Source organism: Streptomyces sp. NBC_00878, from assembly GCF_026341515.1.
In the GTDB taxonomy this organism is placed as follows: Bacteria; Actinomycetota; Actinomycetes; order Streptomycetales; family Streptomycetaceae; genus Streptomyces.
Genome location: NZ_JAPEOK010000001.1, coordinates 9,885,048 through 9,905,975 on the forward strand (window position 1 = coordinate 9,885,048; position 20,928 = coordinate 9,905,975).

Genomic DNA, 20,928 nt, shown 5'->3' on the forward strand with positions numbered 1-20,928 from the left:
CTTCCGCCAGCCTAACTTGATGGTGCATCGGCCACTTGACCTATCACCGCCGGGACGTTGGTCACAGAACAGCCACTTATTTCACATGGCCTCCGCTTTTGCTCCCCTTGGGCACTACGGTCACTTCACCCGAAAACGCCCTGGGGGACGAAATGGCCAACCCGTACACCACACCCACTCCGCCGACGCCACGCCCGCCCGACACCCGTCCCCTTCGCAAGCGCGCTCAGGTGTGGATCGGCGGCTCTGGCCTGTTCATCGCGGGTGCGCTCATCGCGGCGACCGGGAACGGCGGGCAAGAACCCGTCGAGGCCAGAGTCGAGCCCGCAACGACCATTACCGCGACCGTGACGGCAACTCCCGAGCCCGGCCCGACAGTTACTGAAACCGTCAAGGCCAAGGCGCAGCCCCGCCCCACGGTCACCGTCACCACGACCGCGGCCGCCGTGGCCGCCGACAGCGGCAGCGACAGTGACAGCGACGGTGGTGGCCAGGACAGCACCGGCACGTGCTCGATCGTCTCCAACTCGGGGAACTGCTACTCGGCGGGACAGTTCTGCCGGAACAGCGACCACGGGGCCGACACCACCACCGCCGACGGTACGAAGATCAAGTGCGCGTACAGCTCGAACGCTTGGCGCTGGACGTACATCTGACGGGACAGGGCCGCCACGACTCAGCCTTGCCGCCCTGCTCCGGGTCTGGCACGATCGCTGCGCCTGTCGCCCACAGTGACAGGTGGCGCTCGTCAAGGAGGTCCGGTGCACAGACGGTGGCTGTTCATCGCGGCGGCCTCGGCGCTCATCGTCGTCTCCTTGGTCGTGGGATTCCTCCTTGACCACGAGGCCGACTCCGGGCCCGCCGAGGCCGCGCCCGTCGGCGGCACCCAGGCGGGTGTCCCGCCCGCGACGGGGCCGTCCCCGACTACGTCCCTCAGCGCGACCGACGGCACGGCGACTCCGTCGGCCAAAGGCACCCCGCGCAGAGAGTCCGCTCGTGCGACCACCGCGCCGGCGAAGTCTTCGGCCGCGGACACCCCGCAATCCGGGTCTGCCGCCGCGCCGTTGGCGGGACGTATACGGCCCGGCGTCACCTACCGAGGAGTCGCCACCTTCTACGACTCGGACGGTACGGGCGCCTGCCTGTACGACGCGAGCGGTGACGTCATGACCGCGGCGATGAACCACACGGACTACGAATCCGCCAAGGCGTGCGGGGCGTACGTACGCGTTCGCGCGGCCAACGGGGCCTCCATCACGGTCCGCATCACCAACGAATGCCCAGGAGAATGCGCACCCGGTCACATCGACCTCAGCGCACAGGCCTTCGCGAAACTCGCCCCGCCCTCGCTCGGCGAGATCCCGATCACCTGGACGCTGCTGAGCCCCAGTGCCGCCGACACGATCTCGGTCCGGTACAAGTCCGGGTCCTCGCGCTATTGGTGCGGCGTCCAGGTGATCGGCCACCGTAATCCGGTGGCCCGGCTCGAAGTCCGCGCCGGTAGCGGTTGGCGTCAACTGCCGCGCACCGACTACAACTACTTCATCTCCGACGGCGGCAGCGGGTGCGGCGGCGAGATCAGGATCACCGACATCTTCGGCGAACAGCTCACGGTCACAGGGATCGCGCTGACGCCGGACGCCGTGCAGTCGACCCGGGTCCAGTTCGCCAAGCGCTGACCCTGGGAAGGGCCATATTCCGGGTTCCGGATTCCGTGTTCGTCGGTCCGGTCTACGTGGACGATGCGCGGGCGCCGACCATCCAACAGGCCGCGGTGAAGCGGACTTCCGTGCCCTGTACGAAGCGGTCGAAGGCGGCGCGGACCGTTTCGATGATCTGCGCGCGTGTCTGCTCGTCCGCCTCGCGCAGGACCAGGCCGAGTGGACCGAGCCGGGTGAAGTAGCCGACCAGTTCCCGCTCGGGGAGGGTGCAGGCCACGTCGATCGGGCGGATGTCGATCCCGGCCCAGCCGCTCTCCGCCAGGATGCGCTCGATCCTGTCCGGGTCGGCGAAGGCGAACTGCCCCGGCTCGTCCGGTCGGCGGGCGGGAAGGTTCGGCAGGAACGGCGCCGCGGCGCGTTCGGCCGTCGTCATGAACGGATTCTCCGCGGGGCCGCGCCACACGAGGAACCGCAGCTCGCCCTCGTCCTTCGCGGCACGCCGTAGGTTCGAGAAGGCTCGGACGGAGTCGTTGAAGAACATGACGCCGAAGCGCGAAATGATGGCGTCGAAGGCGGCGGGCCCGAGCGGCTCATCCTGCGCGTCGGCACAGATGAACTCGGCCCGCGTGCCTTCCCGCTCGGCGCGTGCCCGGGCGGCGGCGATCATCGGTTCCGAAATGTCGATGCCCACGCAGCTGCCCGCCGGACCGAGCCGCCGCGCGACGGCCAGTGTGGTGCTGCCCGTGCCACAGCCGACGTCGAGCACATGGCCTCCGCTCTCGGCGGACACCTCTTCGACGAGAAGGTCTTCGAAGGGCCGCAACAACTCGTCCAGTACTGGCTGGGCCTCGACCCAGGCATGGGCGGCGGGTCCGTTCCAACGGGCCGCCTGTTCGTCGTCGGTCTTGCGGGTGGCGTCCATGTCCGTCTCCTGTGCTTGCCTTCGTCGGTCCCAGGTGAAAGCGTGCTACTTCAAGTCGACTTGAGGTCAAGAGAATGACAGACCTGGACATCTCCGAGGTGGCGCACCGCGCCGGGGTTCCCGCTTCGACGCTGCGGTTCTACGAGGAAAAGGGGCTGATCGCCCCGATCGGCAGGCGGGGGCTGCGCCGTCAGTACGATCCCGGCGTACTTGAACGTCTGGCGCTGATCGCGTTGGGGCGTACCGCCGGATTCTCGCTGGAGGAGATCGCGCGCATGTTCGCGCCGGACGGGCAGCCGCGCATAGACCGGCAAGTGCTTGTGTCCAAGGCGGAGGAGTTGGACAGGACCATCCGCGAACTCGGCGTCCTGCGCGACTCCCTGCGGCATGCCGCCGCGTGCCCCGCGCCGAGCCACATGGAATGCTCCACCTTTCGCCGCCTCCTCAAGGCCGCCGCGTCCGGCGGTGTCGCGGTCCCGCCCCGTCACCGGCCCCGGACGGGCCCCGGTTTGTAGGATGCTTCCCATGTCAGACGCCCCGCCCCGCCCCGAACCGTTCGCGTCACAGACAGAGCCGGCGGTGCTTGCGGACCTCCGGGCGCGGTTGCGCGCGACGCGCTGGCCGGATGCGCCCGAGGACGCCGGGTGGTCCCTCGGGACCGACGTCGCCTACCTGCGCGAGCTCGTCGCCTACTGGGCGGACGGGTTCGACTGGCCGGCGCAGGAGGCGGCGCTCGCCCGGCTGCCCCGTTTCCGCGTCCCGCTCGGTGGCCTGGGTATCCACTTCGTACACGCCCGGGCCGTCGCGCCGACCGGGCCAGTCCTGCCGCTCGTCCTCAGCCACGGCTGGCCGGACTCGTTCTGGCGCTACACGAAGGTCATCCCGCTCCTCACCGATCCCGGCGCGCACGGTGCCGACCCCGCCGACGCGTTCGACGTGGTCGTGCCCGACATGCCGGGCTACGGGTACTCCGACCGCCCCACCGGCGCGCCACTCGACTCCATCGCCGTCGCCGGACTGTGGGCCGAGCTCATGCATGTCCTCGGCTACGCGCGGTTCGGTGCGGCGGGCGGGGACATGGGCAGCCACGTGAGCCGCTACCTCGCACTCGACCACCCCGACCGGGTCGTGGCCGTCCACCGCATGGACGCGGGCCTGCCCGTCCTCACCGGCGATCCGGCGGACCTCGCGCCGGAGGAACGCGCATGGATCGAGGACGTCACGGCCTGGGGCGCGGCCGAAGGTGCCTACGGTGCCATGCACCGCACAAAGCCCCAGACCGCCGCCTTCGGGCTCACCGACTCGCCGGCCGGCCTCGCCGCGTGGATCGTCGAGAAGCTCCGGGCGTGGAGCGACTGCGACGGCGACATCGAGCGGAGCTTCACGAAGGACGAGATCCTCACGAACGTGATGCTCTACTGGCTCACGGGGACGATCGGCTCGTCGATGCGCATGTACCGCGCGAACGCGGCGATCCCGCCCGGGCAACTCGCCCGCCGGGTCGAGGTGCCGTCCGGATTCTCGCTCTTCCGCGGCGACGTCGTCCGCCCACCGCGGGCCTGGCTCGAACGCACGACGAACGCCGTACGCGTGACCGAACCCCCGCGCGGCGGCCACTTCGCACCGTTCGAGGAACCCGAGCTCTACGCGGAAGAGGTGCGTGCGTTCTTCCGCCCCTTCCGCACGGCGGCAACGGACTGAGGGCGAGGCCACGAGGCCACCGGGCCAAGCGGCCTCGCGGGCCCGGCAGGGAGGTCTCGTACTCGGTCTGTCTTGATCGGCGTTCGGACGAACCCGAGCCCCCGGGGCTCTCGGCCTACCGGGCGCCGACCAGCACCTCCGCGGCGGCCACTCCGGAGGCGGCGGTGGCGCCGTGCGTGAAGATCTGTACTGCTGCCGGGACAGCGGCGCCCGGCAGACCCATCTCCACGACGATCGCGTCGGGACGCGCCGCGAGGAGGTCTCCGAGGGCGCGGGCCATCCACTCGTGCCGGGAGGCGTCCCGGACGACGAGGACCAAGGGCCGTCCTGTGGCCGGTTCCAGCACGCAGGCCTCCAGGGCGGCGCTGCGCGAGTGCAGTTCGTGGTTCTGCACCCGGACGGTGGTCGTGCCGGGCAGTCGCTCGCTCAGCGGGGCGGCGACGCCCCACGGGGTCTCCTTGCCGATGGCCAGGTTGGTGGCGGCCACGAACTCCACCACGTGCGGCGCGGCGGACAGGGGCAGGGCGTCCCGAACCGCTCCGGCCAGCCGGATCGCGCGGCGGGCGGCCGCGAAGCCGATGTCACCGCTGATCGTGTCGACACTGTCTGCCTGGGCCAGACCGGCCGACCAGGCCGCGAACGACCGTACGCGCCCGGCCGCCTCCTCAAGTCGCTCCCGCGTGAGGCCTCCGCGGGCCACGGCGTCGACGAGAGCGCCGGCGAGCAGGCCGACGGTGGCCTCCTCGGCGTTCTCGCCGCCGACGCAGACCGCGTCGGCACCGGCGATGACGGCCTTCACCGTGGCGCCGTCGATTCCGTAGCGGTCGGCGACGGCACCCATCTCGATGGCGTCGGTGACGGTCATGCCCTCGAACCCGAGCTCCCCTCGGAGCAGATCGCCCAGGATGCGCGGGCTGAGCGTGGCGGGCAGCTCGGGATCGTACGCGGGGACCAGGAGGTGGCCGCTCATCACCGCGCGAACCCCCGCGTCCACGGCGGCTCGGAACGGCGGCAGGGCCTGGGCGGCGATCTCCTCACGGTCGGCACCGTAGGTGGGCAGGCCGTGGTGGGAGTCGACGGCGACATCGCCGTGGCCGGGGAAGTGCTTGGCACAGGCGGCGACCCCGGCCGACTGAAGCCCGCGGATCCACGCCGCGGTGTGCCGGGACACCACCTTCGGGTCGACGCCGAAGGACCTGACCCCGATGATCGGGTTGTCGGGGTTGGAGTTGACGTCCGCGCTGGGCGCGTAGTCGAGGCTCACGCCGACGGCGCGCAGCTGGCGGCCCAGGTCGGCGGCGACGGACTCGGTCAGTTCCGTGTCGTCGACGGTTCCGAGGGCGAAGTTGCCCGGCCGGGTGGAGCCGGTCGCGGACTCGATACGGGTGACGTCGCCGGCCTCCTCGTCGATGGCGATGATCAACTCAGGGTTTTCCGCGCGCAGTTGGCCGGTCAGCCGGGCGACCTGGTCCAGCGAGACGATGTTGCGGGAGAAGAGGACCACGGATGCGAGTCCGTCGCCGATCTCGCGCAGAACCCAGTCCGGTGCCTCGGTGCCCACGAACCCCGGCTGCAGGACGGAGAGCGCCAGCCGGTGCGACTCCTTGCTGTGCTTGCTGGAGACCATCGCGTGCGTCCGCCTTTCGGGTAGGGCCCCGCGTTTCCGCGCCGCCGACGCGGCGCACCGACACACGGCACCGATTTGGTACAGACCACGGTAAAGACTTGGTTCAGACCAATGGGTTTTCGCTCAGGCTAGCCGCCCGTGTCAAGGGGGCGCGGGTCGGCGCCAGTCGTGCCCTGAGGTCCGTTGTGCGAGGTGACCGCGTTTTCGCTCGCTCTCAACCGGCCCTGGATGTAGGTGCTTTGGGGGCGACATGCGGGCAACGACCTGTTTGACATGGCGAGTTGGTCTAGTCCAAGTTAGGCCCACGCGAGTTCAGGGGGGGACTGGCGCGGCACTCGATGCAGTGACCCTGTAGGCCGACCTTCTCTCTTCCTGCCGTGTGACGTGCGCCGCTTGTGGCGCCTGCGCACGGCGCCGGTGCGCGTCCGGACGGGCGGTGCGCAGACCGCCGCCCGTCCGGATCCACGCGATTCACGTGCCGCAAGCCACCGGTGACCGCGTTTCCGTCCCCGTCGACACGTCCGTCGACGGCGCAGCCCGAGGCCCGGAGCAACTGCATGCCCATGCCCGACCACTATCTCCATCGAGCCGCTTCTCGCGTGCCCTACTTCAGCGCGGACGGCGAGACCTATCTGGCGCAGACCCCGCTGCGCGACCTGAAGAAGACCGTCCCGCTCAGGGTGCTGTCCGAAGAGGACTTCGCCTCATGGCAGACCTACGGCTACGTCGTGGTGAAGCAGGCCGTCCCCGCCTCGGCTGCCCGCAGCCTGCTGGACTTCACCTGGGACTTCCAAGGGCTCGACCCCGATCGCCCGGACACCTGGTACGAGGACCGCGAGTACCGCTCGGATCTGGACCGGGACCTGCACATCTACGGCTTCGTCGAGGCCTACCATCACCAACTCCTCTGGGACAGCCGCCAGATGCGGCGGGTCTACGACGCGTTCGTCGACGTGTGGGACTGCGAAGAGCTGTGGGTGACCCTCGACCGGCTCAACCTGAACCCGCCCAACATCAAGAACCGCGACCGGGCCCTGATCCCTCGTACGGACGAAGGGTTCGACATCGAGCTGCACTGGGATGTCGACACCACGTTCGGCATACCGCCGCAGCGGGTCCAGGGGATCATCGCGCTCAACGACACCAGTCCGGAACTCGGCGGCTTCCAGTGCTGCCCCGAGCTGTTCCGCGGGCTGGACCGGTGGAAGGCGCTCCAGCCGGACGACCGTGACCCGATCCGGCCCAGGATCGACAGGGCCGAGTTCCCCGTCGTACGACCGGAGCTCCAGGCCGGTGACCTGCTGATCTTCAACGGCCTGCTGGCACACGGAGTCGCCCCCAACACCTCCGACCGGAACGGCGTGCGGGCGGTGCAGTACCTGTCGATGATGCCGGCGCTGGAGACGCACGAGGCACTCCGACGTTCACGGGTCGACTCGTGGCGCACGCTCAGTACTCCGGACTGGAACGCGACCCTGCTCGGCGACGCCGTGCGGCACGAATCCCTGAGGTACGGCAGGGCCGAACTCAGCGACCTGGGCGCCAAGTTGCTGGGCCTCGCGTCCTGGAACGGTGCGGACGCGGCGGACCTGGCAGACGTGGCGGACCTGGTGGAACTGGCGGAATCGGACGAGCCGGTCGGAGAAGCGGCATGCGCAGAATATGTCTGACCCTTCCCACCAACAGGCCGTGCTCCGCGACGATCGAGGCCATCGGTGAGGAAGCGGCCTACGCGGCCGAGCACTTCGACACCGAGGTCCATCTGCTGATCCTCGACTCCTGCGACCCGCCCGCCTACGCGGAACACGCTGAGACCGTGCGGCGGCTGCCCGCCGGCGCGCGCATCGTCGTACACCACCTCGACGAGGCGCGGCAGCGGGACTTCCTCCAACGGGCGATCGGCCGGGCCGATACGACTAAACCCGACCTCCTGCTGGAACTGATGCTCCCCGCGGGCCTTTCCTACGGCGCCTGCACCAACCGCGCCTTTCTCATAGGCATCGCGCTCGGCTGCGAGTCCGTGCACCGCAGGGACTCCGACAGCCGGTACCAGGTCGTGAACGGCGAGACCGTCTTCCCCATTCACCACGAACTCACGGCGCTCGGCAGACGCGCGGCCGACGTCGCGCACGACGTCACCGAGAACGCGCTGGCCGCGCGACACGCGGACAAACGGGTCGCGATGGTGGGCAGCTCCTTCGTGGGTGAACTGTCCGTGGACATCGGCGAGATCCTCCGGATCGACCCAGACGTCTACTACGACGTGGTCAGCCTGTGGGCGCCCGTCCACTGGTCCGACGAGGAGAAGAAGCAGCTCGTCGACGAGTCGTTCAAGGGGGCGGGCGCGGACACGTTCGTCCGGGACCGCTCGACGCTGGCCCTGGTCGACCCCATGCGCGTGGACATGTGCAACATCAGCTTCCACGGCGTGCACGAACACGCGCCGCTGCCACCCGCCACCGACACGATCGGCAGCGACTACTTCCTGATCCACCTGGTCCACGACGCCGCGCTGCCCGGTGTGCTGCACAACCGGAACATCGTGAACTTCTACACCGGCGAACGCCGCACCGACTCCGGCTTCACGGCGTACCAGACGCGCTACGTCAAATTCCTGCTGTCGATGCTCTACTTCAACGTCGTCTACGACGGGCTGGCCGAGGCGGGCCCGGCGCTGCTCGACGACCGGGGACAGGTGCGCGCGCCCGTCGTCGCGCGGCTGGTGCGAGAGAGCACGGGGCTCGACCGCGGTGAGAACGTCCAGCGGTTGGACATCCTCGACGCCGCGTACCGGAAACTGGGCGGTGCGTACGCCGAGTTCGCCGACTTCCTGGCGACCCGCCGCGAACGTCTCCTCGACGAAGCGCGCAGCGACATCGAGGACTTCGCCCTCCTGGTCGAGGCATGGGAGCCGCTGGTGGGCGCGGCCCGGCGCACCCCCGTACACGTATCTGCGGGGCGGCCGGGGTGAGAGCGGCCACAACGCACGAGTCCGCAACGCACGAGTCCGCAACACATGGGTCGGCAACACATGGGTCGGCACCACATGGGTCCGCAACGCACGTGTCGGCAATGCACGGGTCGGCGACACATGGGTCTCCACCACATGGGTCCGCAACACATGAGTCCGCGGCCCTGCTCGCCGCGCTGGCCGCCGCCGACGAGGACCGGATCGTCTTCGACCTGACCGGGATCGAGAACGGCTACGAGACGCTGCGGCGCGAACTGCCCGGAGTCCACGTGCGGTTCGCGATGAAGGCATGCCCGGTGGACGAGGTGCTCAGGTGCCTGGCGCGGAGGGGCGCCGGAGTGGACGGGGCGAGCCCGCGTGAACTGGAGCAGGCGCTGCGGGCGGGGGTTCCGGTCGAGCGCGTGCACTACGGCAACACCATCAAGTCCGACCGGGACATCGCCGAGGCCCATCGTCTCGGCGTCAGGGACTTCGTGACCGACAGTCTGGAGGACGTGGCGGCGATCGCGGCCCACGCGCCGGGAGCCCGGGTGTTCTGCAGGCTGACGACCAGCGGCGAAGGGGCCCTGTGGGGCCTCAGCAACAAGTTCGGCTGCCCGCCCGCCGACGCGGTACGGGTGCTGGAGGCGGCGCGTGACCTGGGACTGACACCCTCGGGCCTGTCCGTGCACGTCGGTTCCCAGCAGATGACGGCGGACGCCTGGCACAGCGCCGTCGATTCGCTGGCGGACGTCCTCACCCTCCTGGGCCGGCGCGGGATGACCCTGGACCACGTCAACCTCGGCGGCGGTCTTCCGGCGCTCGGCTGTCTCGACAGGTTCGGCAACCCCCTGGATCCGCCGATGGACAAGATCTTCGCCGTGATCCGCGAGGGAATGCGGTACCTCCGAGATGTTCACGGCGACCACCTTCAGTTCGTCATGGAGCCCGGGCGTCATCTGGTCGCCGACCACGGAGCCATCCGGGCCCATGTGGCCCGGCTGTCCGAGCGGCGGGGACCGAGCGGCGAGCGCCAGCACTGGCTCTACCTGAGCTGCGGCAAGTTCAACGGCCTCTACGAGATGGACGCGCTGCAGTACCGGCTCGTGTTCCCCACGCACCGCGATGCCGAGTGCGTCCCCGCCGTCGTGGCGGGTCCCACCTGCGACAGCGACGACGCGTACCTCCACGAACACGGCGGTCTCGTCCAGGTACCCAAGGACCTGGCGTCGGGGGATCCGGTCTGGGTGATGTCCAGCGGTGCCTACGCGATCAGTTACATGACCCGCGGCTTCAACGGTTTCGATCCGCTCCCGTACACCTGGACGAAGGCGGGTCGCCCGTGAGTGACGTCGTACACATACGCCACATCACCGACGCCGACTGGGACGGCATCGTGGCCATCGAGTCCCGCGCCTACGCCGGACTCGGCCTGTCGGAGGGGCGTACGGCGCTGCGGTCCAGGGCGGACGTCTCACCGAGTACGTGCTTCGTCGTGGACGTCGGGTCCGGTCCGGCCGGGTACCTGCTGGCGTTGCCCTGTCCCGCCTTCCGGTACCCGGACCTGGCGCGGCCCGAGGAGGCGATGAACCCGCCGGACCCCGCGCCCGACCCTCGCAATCTGCACCTGCACGACATCGCCGTCACCGAGGGCCTGCGCGGCAGGGGACTGGCGAAGAGGCTTCTTCACCACCTCACCCTGACGGCCCGGTCGCGCGGGTACCAACGGATCTCGCTGATCGCCGTCGGCCGCAGCGACTCGTTCTGGTCGGCGCGCGGGTTCACCGCGTACCCGGGGATCTCTCCCGGCGGTTACGGCACGAACGCCGTCTACATGTCCAAGGCGGTGCCGACCGACCTGGGCGCACAGCCTGAGCCGACCGGCGTGGTGCCGGGCGGCCCCTCCGTCCCCACGAAGCGAGCTGATGTGCGTGTCCCATGTCCATGACCCCTTTGTCCGCGGCCAGTTGGCCATCGCCGCACTGTTCTGCTCCCTCGGTTTCCAGTACGCCACCTGGGCCGCGCGGATCCCCGCCATCAAGGCGGACCTCGCCCTGACCGCGGCCGAGGTGGGTGTGCTGCTGATGGCGGCGGGGATCGGCGCGGTGGCCTCGTTCCCCCTGGTCCCGGTGCTCCTGAAGCGGTTGGGTTCGGCGCGGCTCGCACTCCTGTCGGCCCTCTGCCTGACGCTCCTGCTCCTGGCACTGGCCGCGGCGCCGAACTATCCGGTCGCCCTGCTGGTCATGTGTGTCGACGGCGTCTTCGTGGGATGCCTGAACGTCGCCATGAACGCGCAGGGAGCAGCACTTGAGACACGGCACGAACGCAACGCCATGGCCAGGCTGCACGCGACCTTCAGCGCCGGCTCCCTGCTCGCGGCGCTGCTCGCCTCCGGCATGAACGCGGCGACCTCGTCGGTCATGGCGCACTTCGGCGTGGCGGCCGTGGTCCTCGTCCTGCTGGCCGCCGCCGCGCGGCCCGGTCTCCTCACCGACGACGAGCCTGCCACGGAGAAGGAACGCAAGACCGGCGGCGGATGGAACCTTCCGTCGCGCATGACGCTGTGGATGTGCTGCGCCATGGCGTTCGGCACCGTGACCGAGGGTGCCATGAACGACTGGTCCGCCCTCTACATGAAGGACGTGGCCAAGGCGTCGGCGGAACTGGCGCCCATGGGTATCGCCGTGGTGTCGGGAATGATGGTCGTGGCCCGCCTCTTCGCCGACGGCTGGCGCAGCCGCTACGGCGACGGACGCGTGGTTCTCCTCGGCAGCGCACTGGCCGCCGCCGGACTGGCGTTCGCCCTGGTGAGCGGGGGAGTGGTGCCTGCCCTCATCGGGTTCGCCTGTGTCGGACTCGGATGTGCGGCCGTGACGCCGTGCGTCTACGTGGCCGCGGCCAAACAGGGCCCGGACGCGCTGGCTCTCGTCGCCGCCACGGGAACGACGGGTCTGCTGGCCGGCCCGCCGTTCATCGGTTTCGTGGCGAATGCCAGCAGCCTGGTGTGGGGGCTGGGAGTGGTCGCCGCCGCGGCGGTAGCCGTGTCCCTGTGCAGCACGCAGATCCGCTGGACACCGGTGAACGGCTGAACCGTGCCGTGCCGTGCAGCCTTGCTCGGCCGCCGGGTCACTGCCCCGGGAGCCATTCGCCGAGGGCGTCGATGAGGCGGTCGAGTGGGGGCCGGACGGTGGAGCGGTCCGTCTTGACCGTGCGGCCGTCGAACCGCAGCGTGTACTGGAACAGGTCGGACGCCCCCGTGTCGATCGTGACGTCGGGGACGTCGTCGAGTGCCGAATCTCCGAGCAGCGTGCGCAGTTCCGTGAACTGGGCCGCGCTCGTACGGCGCACCACGGGCTCGCCCTTGTCGACCGCTTGGACTCTGCCGTCGCCCCGGAGAATCACCTGCTGGTCGACCCCCGCGAAACCGCCGCTGACCGTCATGGTCACCAGCTTCTGATCCGGCCCGGTGACGGGCACCGGCGATGGGCTCCTCGAACCCGAAGCCGAACCTGAGCCCGAAGCCGACACCGACGGGGAGGGCGTGGGCGAGACCGGCTGCGACGACGACGTGGAGGTAGGGGTCGTGGTGCTGCTCGCCGTTCCCGTCGCATCCGGTGGATCCGCCGAATCGTCGCCCGACCCGGAGGCGCAGCCGGTCAGAACCAGTACCCCGATCGCGAACACCGACGCCGCCCTCGCGGCTGTACGCCCACCGAACACCGTGTACCCGCCTGTCGCCTGTCGTCCGTCGATTGCGGCCCGGGTGCCATGCTGTCAGTTCCGCGTCGTGTCAGGAGGCCTTCATGCCCGAGCCGTCCGTCCTCGCTTCGCTGGTGTCCGCGCTGCGCAGCGGGTCGATCGAAGTCGTCGACCTCACGTCGCCGTTGTCGTCGTCGACACCTGTGCTCCCGTTGCCGCCCGAGTTCGGCCAGACGGCGGTGTTCGAACTGGAGGAGATCAGCAGATACGACGACCGGGGGCCTGCCTGGTACTGGAACAACTTCCGCAGCGGCGAGCACACCGGCACCCACTTCGACGCCCCGAATCACTGGGTGACCGGCAAGGACCTCGCCGACGTGGCGTCCGTACCGGTGAACCGGCTGGTCGGACCGGGCGCCGTGCTGGACTTCACCGCGGAGGCGGCTCAGAACCCCGACTTCCTCGTGGAGGTGGATCACGTGAAGGCGTGGGAGGCGGAGCACGGGCCGCTGCCCGACGGCGGCTGGCTGTTGCTGCGTACCGGCTGGGACGCGCGCTCGCAGACGCGGGAGACGTTTCTCAACGAGGACGAGAACGGCTCGCACACCCCTGGCCTGTCGGCGGAATGCGCCCGTTGGGTGGCGAAGGAGTCGCCCGTCGTGGGCCTCGGCGTCGAGACGGTGGGCACCGACGCCGGTGGGGCGCACTCGTTCGACCCGGTCTTCCCGTGTCACTCCTACCTCATGGGCAGCGACAAGTACGGGCTGACCCAGTTGCGGAACCTGGCGGCACTGCCGGCGACCGGCTGCGTCGTCATCGCGGGACCGTTGCCGATCGTCACGGGGTCCGGCTCACCCGCCCGGGTGCTGGCACTGGTGGAACGTTCGTGAAGGTCGCCGAGGCCGTCGGGCGGGCGCTGTCCGCGGCCGGGGTCGGCCAGGTCTTCGGCGTGGTCGGCTCGGGCAACTTCCATCTCACCAACGCCATGGTCGCGGCGGGTTCGCGGTTCGTGGCCGCACGTCATGAAGGCGGCGCGGCGACCATGGCCGACGCGTACGCCCGGACCAGCGGCACGGTGGCCGCGCTGAGCGTCCACCAGGGCCCCGGCCTGACGAACGCCATGACCGGCATCGCCGAGGCGGCCAAGAGCCGTACGCCGCTGCTCGTGCTGGCGGCCGAGGTGACCGAGCCGCGGTCCAACTTCTACGTCGACCAGGAGGCGTTGGCGCGCTCGGTGGGCGCGGTGACGGCACGCGTGACGTCGGCGGAGGACGCGGTCACGCAAGCCCTCGACGCCGTTCGACGAGCCGTGTGCGAGCGGCGGACGGTACTGCTCAACCTCCCGCTGGGTGTACAAGCCCTCGACGCACCCGATGACGAGTGGATGCTCGCCGTGGCGCCGCCCCAACGGGCCCCGGTGGAGCCGGAGTTGGCCGACGTGGAGGCGCTGGCGCGGGTGCTGGAGAGGTCCCGGCGGCCGGTCTTCGTGGCAGGCCGGGGAGCGCGCTCGCCCGGCTGCCGTGACGCCCTGACGGCGCTCGCCGAACGCCACGGAGCGCTGCTGGCGACCTCGGCCGTCGCCTGCGGCCTGTTCCACGGCGATCCGTGGTCGCTCGACGTGTCCGGAGGCTTCGCGTCACCCCTGGCGGCCGAACTGATCCAGGGCGCCGACCTGATCGTCGGCTGGGGCTGCGCGCTCAACATGTGGACCATGCGGCACGGCCGGCTGATCGGTCCGGACACCACCGTCGTTCAGGTCGACGACGAGTCGTCGGCGCTCGGCGCGCATCGGGAGGTGGCACTCGGGGTCACCGGCGACGTGGAACTCACGGCCCGGCGTGTACGGGAGAGGGCAGGTGCGGCGAGGCAGGACGACCAGCAGGGCTGGCGGACTCCCGACCTCGCCGCCGCCATCGCCGCACGAGTGCGCTGGCGGGATGTGCCGTACGAGGACACGAGCAGCGGCGATCGGATCGACCCGCGCACCCTGAGCATCGCGCTCGACGACCTCCTCCCCGCGGAGCGGGTGATCGGCGTGGACTCCGGGAACTTCATGGGCTACCCGAGCATGTACCTGTCGGTGCCGGACGAGAACGGCCTGTGCTTCACCCAGGCGTTCCAGTCGATCGGCCTGGGCCTTGCGACCGCGATCGGCGCGGCACTGGCGCGGCCGGACCGGCTCCCCGTGGCCGCGCTCGGGGACGGCGGCGCCATGATGGGCGCCGCGGAACTCGACACCGTACGCAGGCTCGGGCTGCCGATGGTGGTCGTCGTGTACAACGACGACGCCTACGGGGCGGAGGTGCACCACTTCGGGCCGGACGGACACCCGCTGGACACGGTCGAGTTCCCGCCGACGGACATCGCCGCCGTGGCCAGGGGGTACGGCTTCGAGGCGGCGACCGTACGCACGCGTGCGGATCTGAAGGCCGTCGAGGCCTGGCTCGCGGGGCCCCGGTCCGCGCCCCTGCTCATCGACGCCAAGGTGGTCGCGGACCGAGGAGCCTGGTGGCTGGAGGAGGCGTTCCGGGGACATTGAGCGAGGGCGAGGGAAGGAGGTTCCCGGTGCCGCGACAGGCACCGGGAACCGATCAGGCCTCCGCTCGGTCGCGTGTCCGTGTCACCAGCTTCTTGACGAGCGGCCAGGTCAGCAGCAGCACGATCACCGCGTACACGGTCACCGCGAACGGGGTGTTGACCAGTCCCGTGACGCTGCCGTCGCTGATCTGCAGGGCGCGCCGGAGCTGCTGCTCGGCGTTCGGGCCGAGGATGACGCCGATGACGGCGGGCAGCACCGGCAGTCCGTAGCGCCGCATGCCGAAGCCGATCAGGCCGATGATCAGGAGGATCACCAGGTCGATGACCTCGCCGCCGACCGCGTACGCGCCGACCGCCGCGAAGAACATGATCCCCGCGTACAGGTACGGCCGCGGGATGCGCAGCAGCTTCGCCCACACCGGCGCGAGCGGCAGGTTGAGCGCGAGCAGCAGCACCATGCCCACGAAGAGGGAGGCGATCAGGCCCCACACCAGGTCGGGTTCGCGTTCGAAGAGGAGCGGGCCCGGCTGGATGCCGTACTGCTGGAAGGCGGCCAGCATGACCGCCGCGACCGCCGTGGTCGGCAGCCCCAGGGTCAGCATGGACACCAGCGTGCCCGCCGCCGAGGCCGACGCCGCCGACTCCGGTCCCGCCACGCCCTCGATCGCGCCCTTGCCCCAGTCGTCCTTGTGCTTCGACAGGCGCTTCTCCGTGACGTACGACAGGAAGGTCGGGATCTCGGCGCCGCCCGCCGGGATCGCGCCGAACGGGAAGCCGATGAACGGCCCGCGCAGCCACGACTTCCAGGTCCGCCGCACATCGGCCTTGCCCAGCCAGGGCCGCCCCACCGGGATCGGCTCGCCCGGACTGCGCCGCAGATGCGCCGCCACCCACAGGGCCTCGCCGATCGCGAAGAGGCCGACCGCCACGATCACCACGTCGATACCGTCGGCGAGTTGGAGGGAACCGAAGGTCAGACGCTGCTGCCCGGTCATCTGGTCGAGACCGACCAGCCCCAGCGTCAGGCCGATCAGCAGGGACGCGAGCCCGCGGATCCGGGACGAGCCCAGCACGGACGTCACGGCGATGAACGCGAGCACCATGATGGCGAAGTAGTCGGGCGCGCCGATGTCCACCGCCAGTTCGGCGACCGTCGGCGCGAGCATGACCAGCAGGATCGTGCCGATCAGGCCGCCCGCGAAGTGGCCGATGGCGGCGGCCGCGAGCGCCTGCGCGCCGCGCCCCGACTTGGCCATCGGGTTGCCCTCCATGGCCGCGACCACGGCCGCGCTCTCGCCCGGCGTGTTCAGCAGGATCGAGGTGGTCGAGCCGCCGAACATCGCGCCGTAGTAGATGCCGGCGAACATGATGAACGCGCCGATCGGGTTCAGGCCGTACGTCACCGGGAGCAGCAGCGCGACCGCCATCGCGGGTCCGATACCGGGCAGTACGCCGATCGCCGTGCCGAGCAGCACGCCGATGGCGGCCCACAGCAGGTTGATCGGGGTGAGCGCCGTGCCGAACCCGGCCATCAGGGAGTTGAGGGCGTCCATGTCACAGCACTCCCATCAGTGGGCCGCCGGGCAGCGGTACTCCGAGCAGGTTGTTGAAGATCACGTACGTGGCGAGGGAGAGCACGGCCGCGATGAGCGGGTCCCGGTCGAGGCGGCGGCTGCCGAGCGCGAAGGCCGCTCCCCAGAAGAGAAGCGCGCCCGCTATGGGGAAGCCGACGGGTTCGATGAGGACGGCGGAGCCGAGGAACACCCCGGCGAGCAGCAGCACCGTACGCCAGTCGGCGGGTTCGGACAGATCGATGTCCTCGCCGCCCTCCGCCTCGCCATGGCCGCCGCGCAGCACGTCGACCGCGAGCAGGGCGGCGATGACGAGCAGCCCGATGCCGACGACGATCGGCACCGTCTTCGGTCCGACGGGACCGCGCTGGGTGATCTCGACGTCCATGGTGAGCGCGTCGGTCAGGACCAGCAGGCCGAGCGCCAACAGCAGGACGCAGACGCCCAGTTCGGAGTGGTCGCGCAGCCACGAGCGCCGTTCTTCGGCGGGCGTCGCGGGCAGGTCGGTGGTCGGCGTCGTCACAGTCCCAGCTCCTTCAGTACCGAAACCACGCGCTTGTCCTGGGCGTCGAGGAAGTCACCGAACTTCGCGCCGGTGAGGAAGGCGTCGTCCCAGCCGTTCTGCTGCATGGACTTCTGCCACTCGGGGGAGTCGTGGAGTGCCTCGACGAGGCGTACGAGCTTGTCGCGCTCGGCGTCGGACAGGCCGGGCGGCGCCACGATGCCCCGCCAGTTGGTGAAGTCCACGTCGTAGCCGGACTCCTTCAGCGTGGGCGCCTCGGCGAGTTCGTCGACCCGCTCGGGTCCGGTGACCGCGAGAATCCGCAGCTCGCCCGCCTTGATCTGGTCGAGGTACTCACCGACGCCGGACACCCCGAAGGCGACCTTGTTGCCGAGGATCGAGGCAAGCAGTTCGCCACCGCCGTCGAACGGAATGTAGTTGACGTCCTTCGGGGCGATACCCGCGGCCTTCGCCATCAGCATGGGCGCGAGATGGTCGGGCCCGCCGGGCGAGGAACCGCCGCCCACCGGGAGCTTGCCCGGGTCCTTCTTCCAGGCGTCGACGAGCTGGTCGATCGTCTTGTACGGGGAGTCCTTGCCGACCACGACGACGTCCTGCTCCTCGGTGAGCCGGGCGATCGGTGTGGTGTCGGCCAGCGTCTTCGGCGCGTCGTTGGAGCGGACGGCGCCCACCACACCCAGGCCCATCGACATGGCGAGCTTGCCGTTGCCGTGCTCGCTCACCAGCCGGCTCAGTCCGACGGTGCCGCCGGCGCCGGGCAGGTTGAACACCTCGATGTTGTGCGTGAGTTCGGCGTCCTCGGCGTTCTTCGCGGCCGTACGGGCCGTGATGTCGTAGCCGCCGCCGGGCGTGTTGGGGACCATGAGCCGCAGGCCCGGGATCTGTGTGCCCGTCGCGGAGTCGCTGCCCGCCGTGAGCAACGGAGGGCCCACGAGCAGGAGCACGGCGGCCCCGAACAGGGCGAGGAGGGTGCGCAGGCGCACGAATGCCACCACCTGTCGGTACGTCGATGAGGTCGGGGGAAGCCCTGTGGGGAGGGTGACGTGGGCCACATGGTGCCCGTACGTCGAACGTCTGTCTCGCTTCCGGAACCAACGGAGATTGTGGTCTTTTCGGTCACCGGCGCCGTACGCGTGCACGGATCGTACGGCGTCTCTCCTGCCCCGGCTCCCTGCTCACCCCTTTTCCCGGCCACGGGAGGGGGCCATGATGGGGCGATCCCCCAGACGAGCCGCCCAACGCCGTGTCGGCCCGAGAGATTGAGTACGTCGTGGTCGCCACCTTCCGCCGTCAGACCCTCGCGGGCGAGATGCTGGTGCTCCAGCTCGCCATCGTCGTGGTGGTGCTGCTGGCGGTCGCCGCGGTCTCCCTCGCCCAGTCGGAGACGACCTTCAACCGCGTCGAGGGCCGCCGGGTCGGCGCGCTGGCCGAGCAGCTGGCCGCCAACCCCCTGGTCCGCAGCCAGCTCGTACGGCCCGCGCCGCTGGAGGCCCTGGCCCCGCTGGTGAACTCCACGCAGACCCAGTCCGGGGTCACCTCCGTGACCGTGGCCGACGCCGACGGCCGGATCGTCAGCTCCACCAACCCCACGGCGATCGGCGCTCGCATGGCGCTCGGCGAGGGCGCCGCCGAGGGCCGCGGCTGGTCCGGCTCGCAGACCCTGGACGGCAGCCGCCAGCTCGTGGCCCAGGTGCCGGTACTCGGCGCGACGCAGGAGAACCTCGGCCAGTATCTGGGCACGGTGATGATCGGCGAGGCCGACCCGACGGTGTGGCAGCGCCTCAACGGCGCGTCCTCGTACCTGCTCGCCTACCTGGGCATCGCCAGCGGACTCGGACTGGCCGGATCCCTGCTGCTGGCCAGGCGCGTCAAACGGCAGACCCTCGGCCTGGAACCCCGCGAGATCGCCGGCCTCGCCGAACACCGCGAGGCGATGCTGTACGGGATCGCCGAGGGCGTGATCGCGCTGGATCCGCAGCACCGGCTCACCCTCGCCAACGACATGGGCCGGCGTCTGCTCGACCTCCCCGAGGACTGCGTGGGCCAGAGCCTGGCCGAACTCGGCATCGAGGGACGGCTGCGGGACGTCCTGGTGGGAGTCCGCAAGGGCGCGGCCGACGAACGCGACGAGGTCGTCATCCGCAACGGCCGGGTGCTGGTGATGAACCGGATGACCGTCACCAAGGACGGCCGCCCGCTCGGCTCGGTCACCACCCTGCGCGACCGCACCGAACTGGCCCGGCTGGAGCGGGAGATCGGCTCCTTCCGCAGCTCGTCCGAGCTGCTGCGCGCCCAGGCCCACGAGTTCGCCAACCAGCTGCACACCATCTCCGGGCTGATCGAGATCGGAGAGGAGGACGAAGTCGTGTGCTACATCCGCGCGTTGAACCAGCGCCGCCAGTCGCTGGACATCACCCTCAGCCGCCGCGTCCGCGACACCGCCGTCGCCGCCCTGCTCATGGCGAAGGCCTCCCTGGCCGCCGAGCGGAAGGTCAGCCTGCGGATCTCCGACAGCACGGCGCTCGACCGGCTCACCCCCAAGGACGCCGCCGACGTGGCGACCGTGGTCGGCAACCTCGTCGACAACGCCGTGGACGCCGCGTCCGTCGTCGCGGTCACGGGCGAGGCCGATGGCCACGAGGCCTGGGTCGAGGTCGAACTGCGGCAGGACGCCTCCAGCGTGGAGATAGTGGTCCGCGACTCCGGACCCGGCGTCGCCCCGGAACTCGCCCGCGAGGTCTTCTCGCACGGCTTCACCACCAAGGCCGCCCAGGAGGGCGAGCGCGGTATCGGCCTGGCGCTGACCCGGCTGGTCTGCGAGCGTCACGGTGGTGAGATCTCGGTGACCAACACCCCCGAGGGGGCCATGTTCACCGCACGCATGACCGTCAGCCACCTCACCGACGCGGTGGCGGAAGGAGCGGCCCGATGAAAGGGATGAAAGGCACGTCCGGCACGCCGGCCACGCCCCGTGGGCCGGGCACGTCCGTCACGACCGGCACGATCGACGTGCTCGTGGTCGACGACGACTTCATGGTGGCCCGGGTCCACCGCACCTTCGTCGAACGCGTCGAGCCGTTCCGGGTCGTCGGCGTCGCCAGCACCGGCGAGCAAGCGGCCCACGCGGTCGACGAACTGCACCCGGACCTGGTCCTGCTGGACCTGTATCTGCCGGACGTCTTCGGCCTCGACGTCATTCCCCGGCTGCGTACCGCGGGACACGACTGCGACGTCATGGTCATCAGCGCCGCACGGGAGGCCGACACGGTCCGCGGCGCCGTCCGCCACGGCGTCGTCGACTACCTCCTCAAACCGTTCGAGTTCGAGGACCTGCGTGCCCGACTGGAGCGCTACGCCGTCCAGCGGGGCCGCCTGCTCGCCACCGTCGTGCACGGCCAGGCCGATGTGGACCGGGTCCTGGCCGGAGCGACGGTACCGGCGTCGGCCGTCGGCTCACTGCCCAAGGGCATGAGCGTGGAGACCGCCGAACTGATCGAACGCACGCTCCGCACCGCGGAGGGCACCCTGTCCGCCGCCGAGTGCGCGACCCTGGCCGGCATCTCCCGCGTCAGCGCCCGCCGCTACCTGGAGCACTTCCACACCATCGGCAACGCGGACGTGACCTTGCGATACGGGGCGGCGGGGCGGCCCGAGCGGCGGTATCGGTTCCAGGGGTAGGACACGGTCCGGATCCACGGGTGGCACGCGCTTCGGCAACGTGGTCAGGCAAAGCGGT

The 20,928-nt window shown here is 70.3% G+C and carries 19 protein-coding genes; 13 read left to right on the forward strand and 6 right to left on the reverse strand.

From position 1 onward, the window contains the following. Positions 1–152 precede the first annotated feature (152 nt). A complete protein-coding gene (locus tag OHA11_RS43090; protein ID WP_266506334.1) occupies positions 153–656 on the forward strand; it encodes a hypothetical protein in 504 nt (167 codons plus the stop codon). A 105-nt stretch (positions 657–761) separates the two neighbouring features. Next, complete coding sequence (locus OHA11_RS43095; RefSeq protein ID WP_266506335.1) at positions 762–1,679, forward strand: expansin EXLX1 family cellulose-binding protein; 918 nt, start codon at positions 762–764, stop codon at positions 1,677–1,679. Between the two features lie 52 nt (positions 1,680–1,731). Here the strand turns inward: OHA11_RS43095 and OHA11_RS43100 are convergent, their stop codons facing one another. Beyond that, on the reverse strand, positions 1,732–2,583 hold the full coding sequence (locus OHA11_RS43100; protein ID WP_266506336.1) for a class I SAM-dependent methyltransferase: 852 nt from the start codon (positions 2,581–2,583) through the stop codon (positions 1,732–1,734). A gap of 74 nt (positions 2,584–2,657) precedes the next feature. Between OHA11_RS43100 and OHA11_RS43105 the strand changes: the two genes are divergently transcribed. Next, on the forward strand, positions 2,658–3,098 hold the full coding sequence (locus OHA11_RS43105) for a helix-turn-helix domain-containing protein (RefSeq protein ID WP_266506338.1): 441 nt from the start codon (positions 2,658–2,660) through the stop codon (positions 3,096–3,098). A 10-nt stretch (positions 3,099–3,108) separates the two neighbouring features. Next, positions 3,109–4,284: an epoxide hydrolase family protein gene (locus OHA11_RS43110; RefSeq protein ID WP_266506340.1), complete on the forward strand. Its 1,176-nt coding sequence runs from the start codon at positions 3,109–3,111 to the stop codon at positions 4,282–4,284. Positions 4,285–4,399: 115 nt separating this feature from the next. On the opposite strand, the gene OHA11_RS43115 is transcribed toward OHA11_RS43110, so the two are convergent. Then, positions 4,400–5,911: a glycoside hydrolase family 3 N-terminal domain-containing protein gene (locus OHA11_RS43115; protein WP_266506341.1), complete on the reverse strand. Its 1,512-nt coding sequence runs from the start codon at positions 5,909–5,911 to the stop codon at positions 4,400–4,402. Between the two features lie 557 nt (positions 5,912–6,468). Between OHA11_RS43115 and OHA11_RS43120 the strand changes: the two genes are divergently transcribed. From OHA11_RS43120 to OHA11_RS43140, 5 genes are all read left to right on the forward strand, one after another. Continuing rightward, a complete protein-coding gene (locus tag OHA11_RS43120) occupies positions 6,469–7,581 on the forward strand; it encodes a phytanoyl-CoA dioxygenase family protein (protein ID WP_266506342.1) in 1,113 nt (370 codons plus the stop codon). Next, positions 7,563–8,882, forward strand: a complete 1,320-nt coding sequence (locus OHA11_RS43125) for a DUF6271 family protein (protein ID WP_266506344.1) — start codon at positions 7,563–7,565, stop codon at positions 8,880–8,882. The genes OHA11_RS43120 and OHA11_RS43125 overlap by 19 nt, the downstream gene beginning before the upstream one ends. 101 nt (positions 8,883–8,983) lie before the next feature. After that, positions 8,984–10,207 (forward strand): type III PLP-dependent enzyme, encoded by a 1,224-nt coding sequence (locus OHA11_RS43130; RefSeq protein WP_266507831.1) that lies wholly within the window; start codon positions 8,984–8,986, stop codon positions 10,205–10,207. Further along, the gene (locus OHA11_RS43135; RefSeq protein ID WP_266506346.1) at positions 10,204–10,809 is read left to right on the forward strand and encodes a GNAT family N-acetyltransferase; all 606 of its coding nucleotides are present in this window, start codon (positions 10,204–10,206) and stop codon (positions 10,807–10,809) included. The genes OHA11_RS43130 and OHA11_RS43135 overlap by 4 nt, the downstream gene beginning before the upstream one ends. Then, a complete protein-coding gene (locus OHA11_RS43140; protein WP_266506348.1) occupies positions 10,787–11,950 on the forward strand; it encodes an MFS transporter in 1,164 nt (387 codons plus the stop codon). Before OHA11_RS43135 ends, OHA11_RS43140 begins: the two co-directional genes overlap by 23 nt. A gap of 37 nt (positions 11,951–11,987) precedes the next feature. Here the strand turns inward: OHA11_RS43140 and OHA11_RS43145 are convergent, their stop codons facing one another. Then, positions 11,988–12,338 (reverse strand): hypothetical protein, encoded by a 351-nt coding sequence (locus tag OHA11_RS43145; RefSeq protein WP_266506350.1) that lies wholly within the window; start codon positions 12,336–12,338, stop codon positions 11,988–11,990. Positions 12,339–12,664: 326 nt separating this feature from the next. Here OHA11_RS43145 and OHA11_RS43150 point away from each other — a divergent pair, with 326 nt between their 5' ends. Beyond that, positions 12,665–13,450 (forward strand): cyclase family protein, encoded by a 786-nt coding sequence (locus OHA11_RS43150; protein WP_266506351.1) that lies wholly within the window; start codon positions 12,665–12,667, stop codon positions 13,448–13,450. Next, positions 13,447–15,099 carry a thiamine pyrophosphate-binding protein gene (locus OHA11_RS43155; protein WP_266506353.1) on the forward strand — a complete coding sequence of 551 codons (1,653 nt, stop codon included), beginning with the start codon at positions 13,447–13,449 and terminating at the stop codon, positions 15,097–15,099. Before OHA11_RS43150 ends, OHA11_RS43155 begins: the two co-directional genes overlap by 4 nt. Before the next feature lie 52 nt (positions 15,100–15,151). Here the strand turns inward: OHA11_RS43155 and OHA11_RS43160 are convergent, their stop codons facing one another. The 3 genes from OHA11_RS43160 to OHA11_RS43170 are packed head-to-tail and all read right to left on the reverse strand — an operon-like array spanning position 15,152 to position 18,175. Then, positions 15,152–16,651, reverse strand: coding sequence for a tripartite tricarboxylate transporter permease (locus OHA11_RS43160; RefSeq protein ID WP_266506355.1), 1,500 nt, complete (start codon positions 16,649–16,651; stop codon positions 15,152–15,154). 1 nt (position 16,652) lies between these two features. Next, positions 16,653–17,192: a tripartite tricarboxylate transporter TctB family protein gene (locus tag OHA11_RS43165; RefSeq protein ID WP_266506357.1), complete on the reverse strand. Its 540-nt coding sequence runs from the start codon at positions 17,190–17,192 to the stop codon at positions 16,653–16,655. Further along, on the reverse strand, positions 17,189–18,175 hold the full coding sequence (locus OHA11_RS43170; RefSeq protein ID WP_266507833.1) for a tripartite tricarboxylate transporter substrate binding protein: 987 nt from the start codon (positions 18,173–18,175) through the stop codon (positions 17,189–17,191). Before OHA11_RS43170 ends, OHA11_RS43165 begins: the two co-directional genes overlap by 4 nt. A gap of 287 nt (positions 18,176–18,462) precedes the next feature. Between OHA11_RS43170 and OHA11_RS43175 the strand changes: the two genes are divergently transcribed. Then, positions 18,463–20,124: an ATP-binding protein gene (locus tag OHA11_RS43175; protein WP_266506359.1), complete on the forward strand. Its 1,662-nt coding sequence runs from the start codon at positions 18,463–18,465 to the stop codon at positions 20,122–20,124. Between the two features lie 5 nt (positions 20,125–20,129). Further along, a complete protein-coding gene (locus tag OHA11_RS43180; protein ID WP_266507835.1) occupies positions 20,130–20,870 on the forward strand; it encodes a response regulator in 741 nt (246 codons plus the stop codon). Positions 20,871–20,928 lie beyond the last annotated feature (58 nt).

What these genes read in the sequence shown, in the direction of transcription:
- OHA11_RS43090 (WP_266506334.1), top strand. Translation starts at nt 153, where the DNA reads ATGGCCAACCCGTACACCACACCCACTCCGCCGACGCCACGCCCGCCC.
- OHA11_RS43150 (WP_266506351.1), top strand. Translation starts at nt 12,665, where the DNA reads ATGCCCGAGCCGTCCGTCCTCGCTTCGCTGGTGTCCGCGCTGCGCAGC.
- OHA11_RS43160 (WP_266506355.1), bottom strand. Translation starts at nt 16,651, where the DNA reads ATGGACGCCCTCAACTCCCTGATGGCCGGGTTCGGCACGGCGCTCACC.
- OHA11_RS43115 (WP_266506341.1), bottom strand. Translation starts at nt 5,911, where the DNA reads ATGGTCTCCAGCAAGCACAGCAAGGAGTCGCACCGGCTGGCGCTCTCC.
- OHA11_RS43130 (WP_266507831.1), top strand. Translation starts at nt 8,984, where the DNA reads ATGCACGGGTCGGCGACACATGGGTCTCCACCACATGGGTCCGCAACA.
- OHA11_RS43125 (WP_266506344.1), top strand. Translation starts at nt 7,563, where the DNA reads ATGCGCAGAATATGTCTGACCCTTCCCACCAACAGGCCGTGCTCCGCG.
- OHA11_RS43105 (WP_266506338.1), top strand. Translation starts at nt 2,658, where the DNA reads ATGACAGACCTGGACATCTCCGAGGTGGCGCACCGCGCCGGGGTTCCC.
- OHA11_RS43110 (WP_266506340.1), top strand. Translation starts at nt 3,109, where the DNA reads ATGTCAGACGCCCCGCCCCGCCCCGAACCGTTCGCGTCACAGACAGAG.
- OHA11_RS43120 (WP_266506342.1), top strand. Translation starts at nt 6,469, where the DNA reads ATGCCCATGCCCGACCACTATCTCCATCGAGCCGCTTCTCGCGTGCCC.
- OHA11_RS43100 (WP_266506336.1), bottom strand. Translation starts at nt 2,583, where the DNA reads ATGGACGCCACCCGCAAGACCGACGACGAACAGGCGGCCCGTTGGAAC.
- OHA11_RS43140 (WP_266506348.1), top strand. Translation starts at nt 10,787, where the DNA reads ATGTGCGTGTCCCATGTCCATGACCCCTTTGTCCGCGGCCAGTTGGCC.
- OHA11_RS43180 (WP_266507835.1), top strand. Translation starts at nt 20,130, where the DNA reads ATGAAAGGCACGTCCGGCACGCCGGCCACGCCCCGTGGGCCGGGCACG.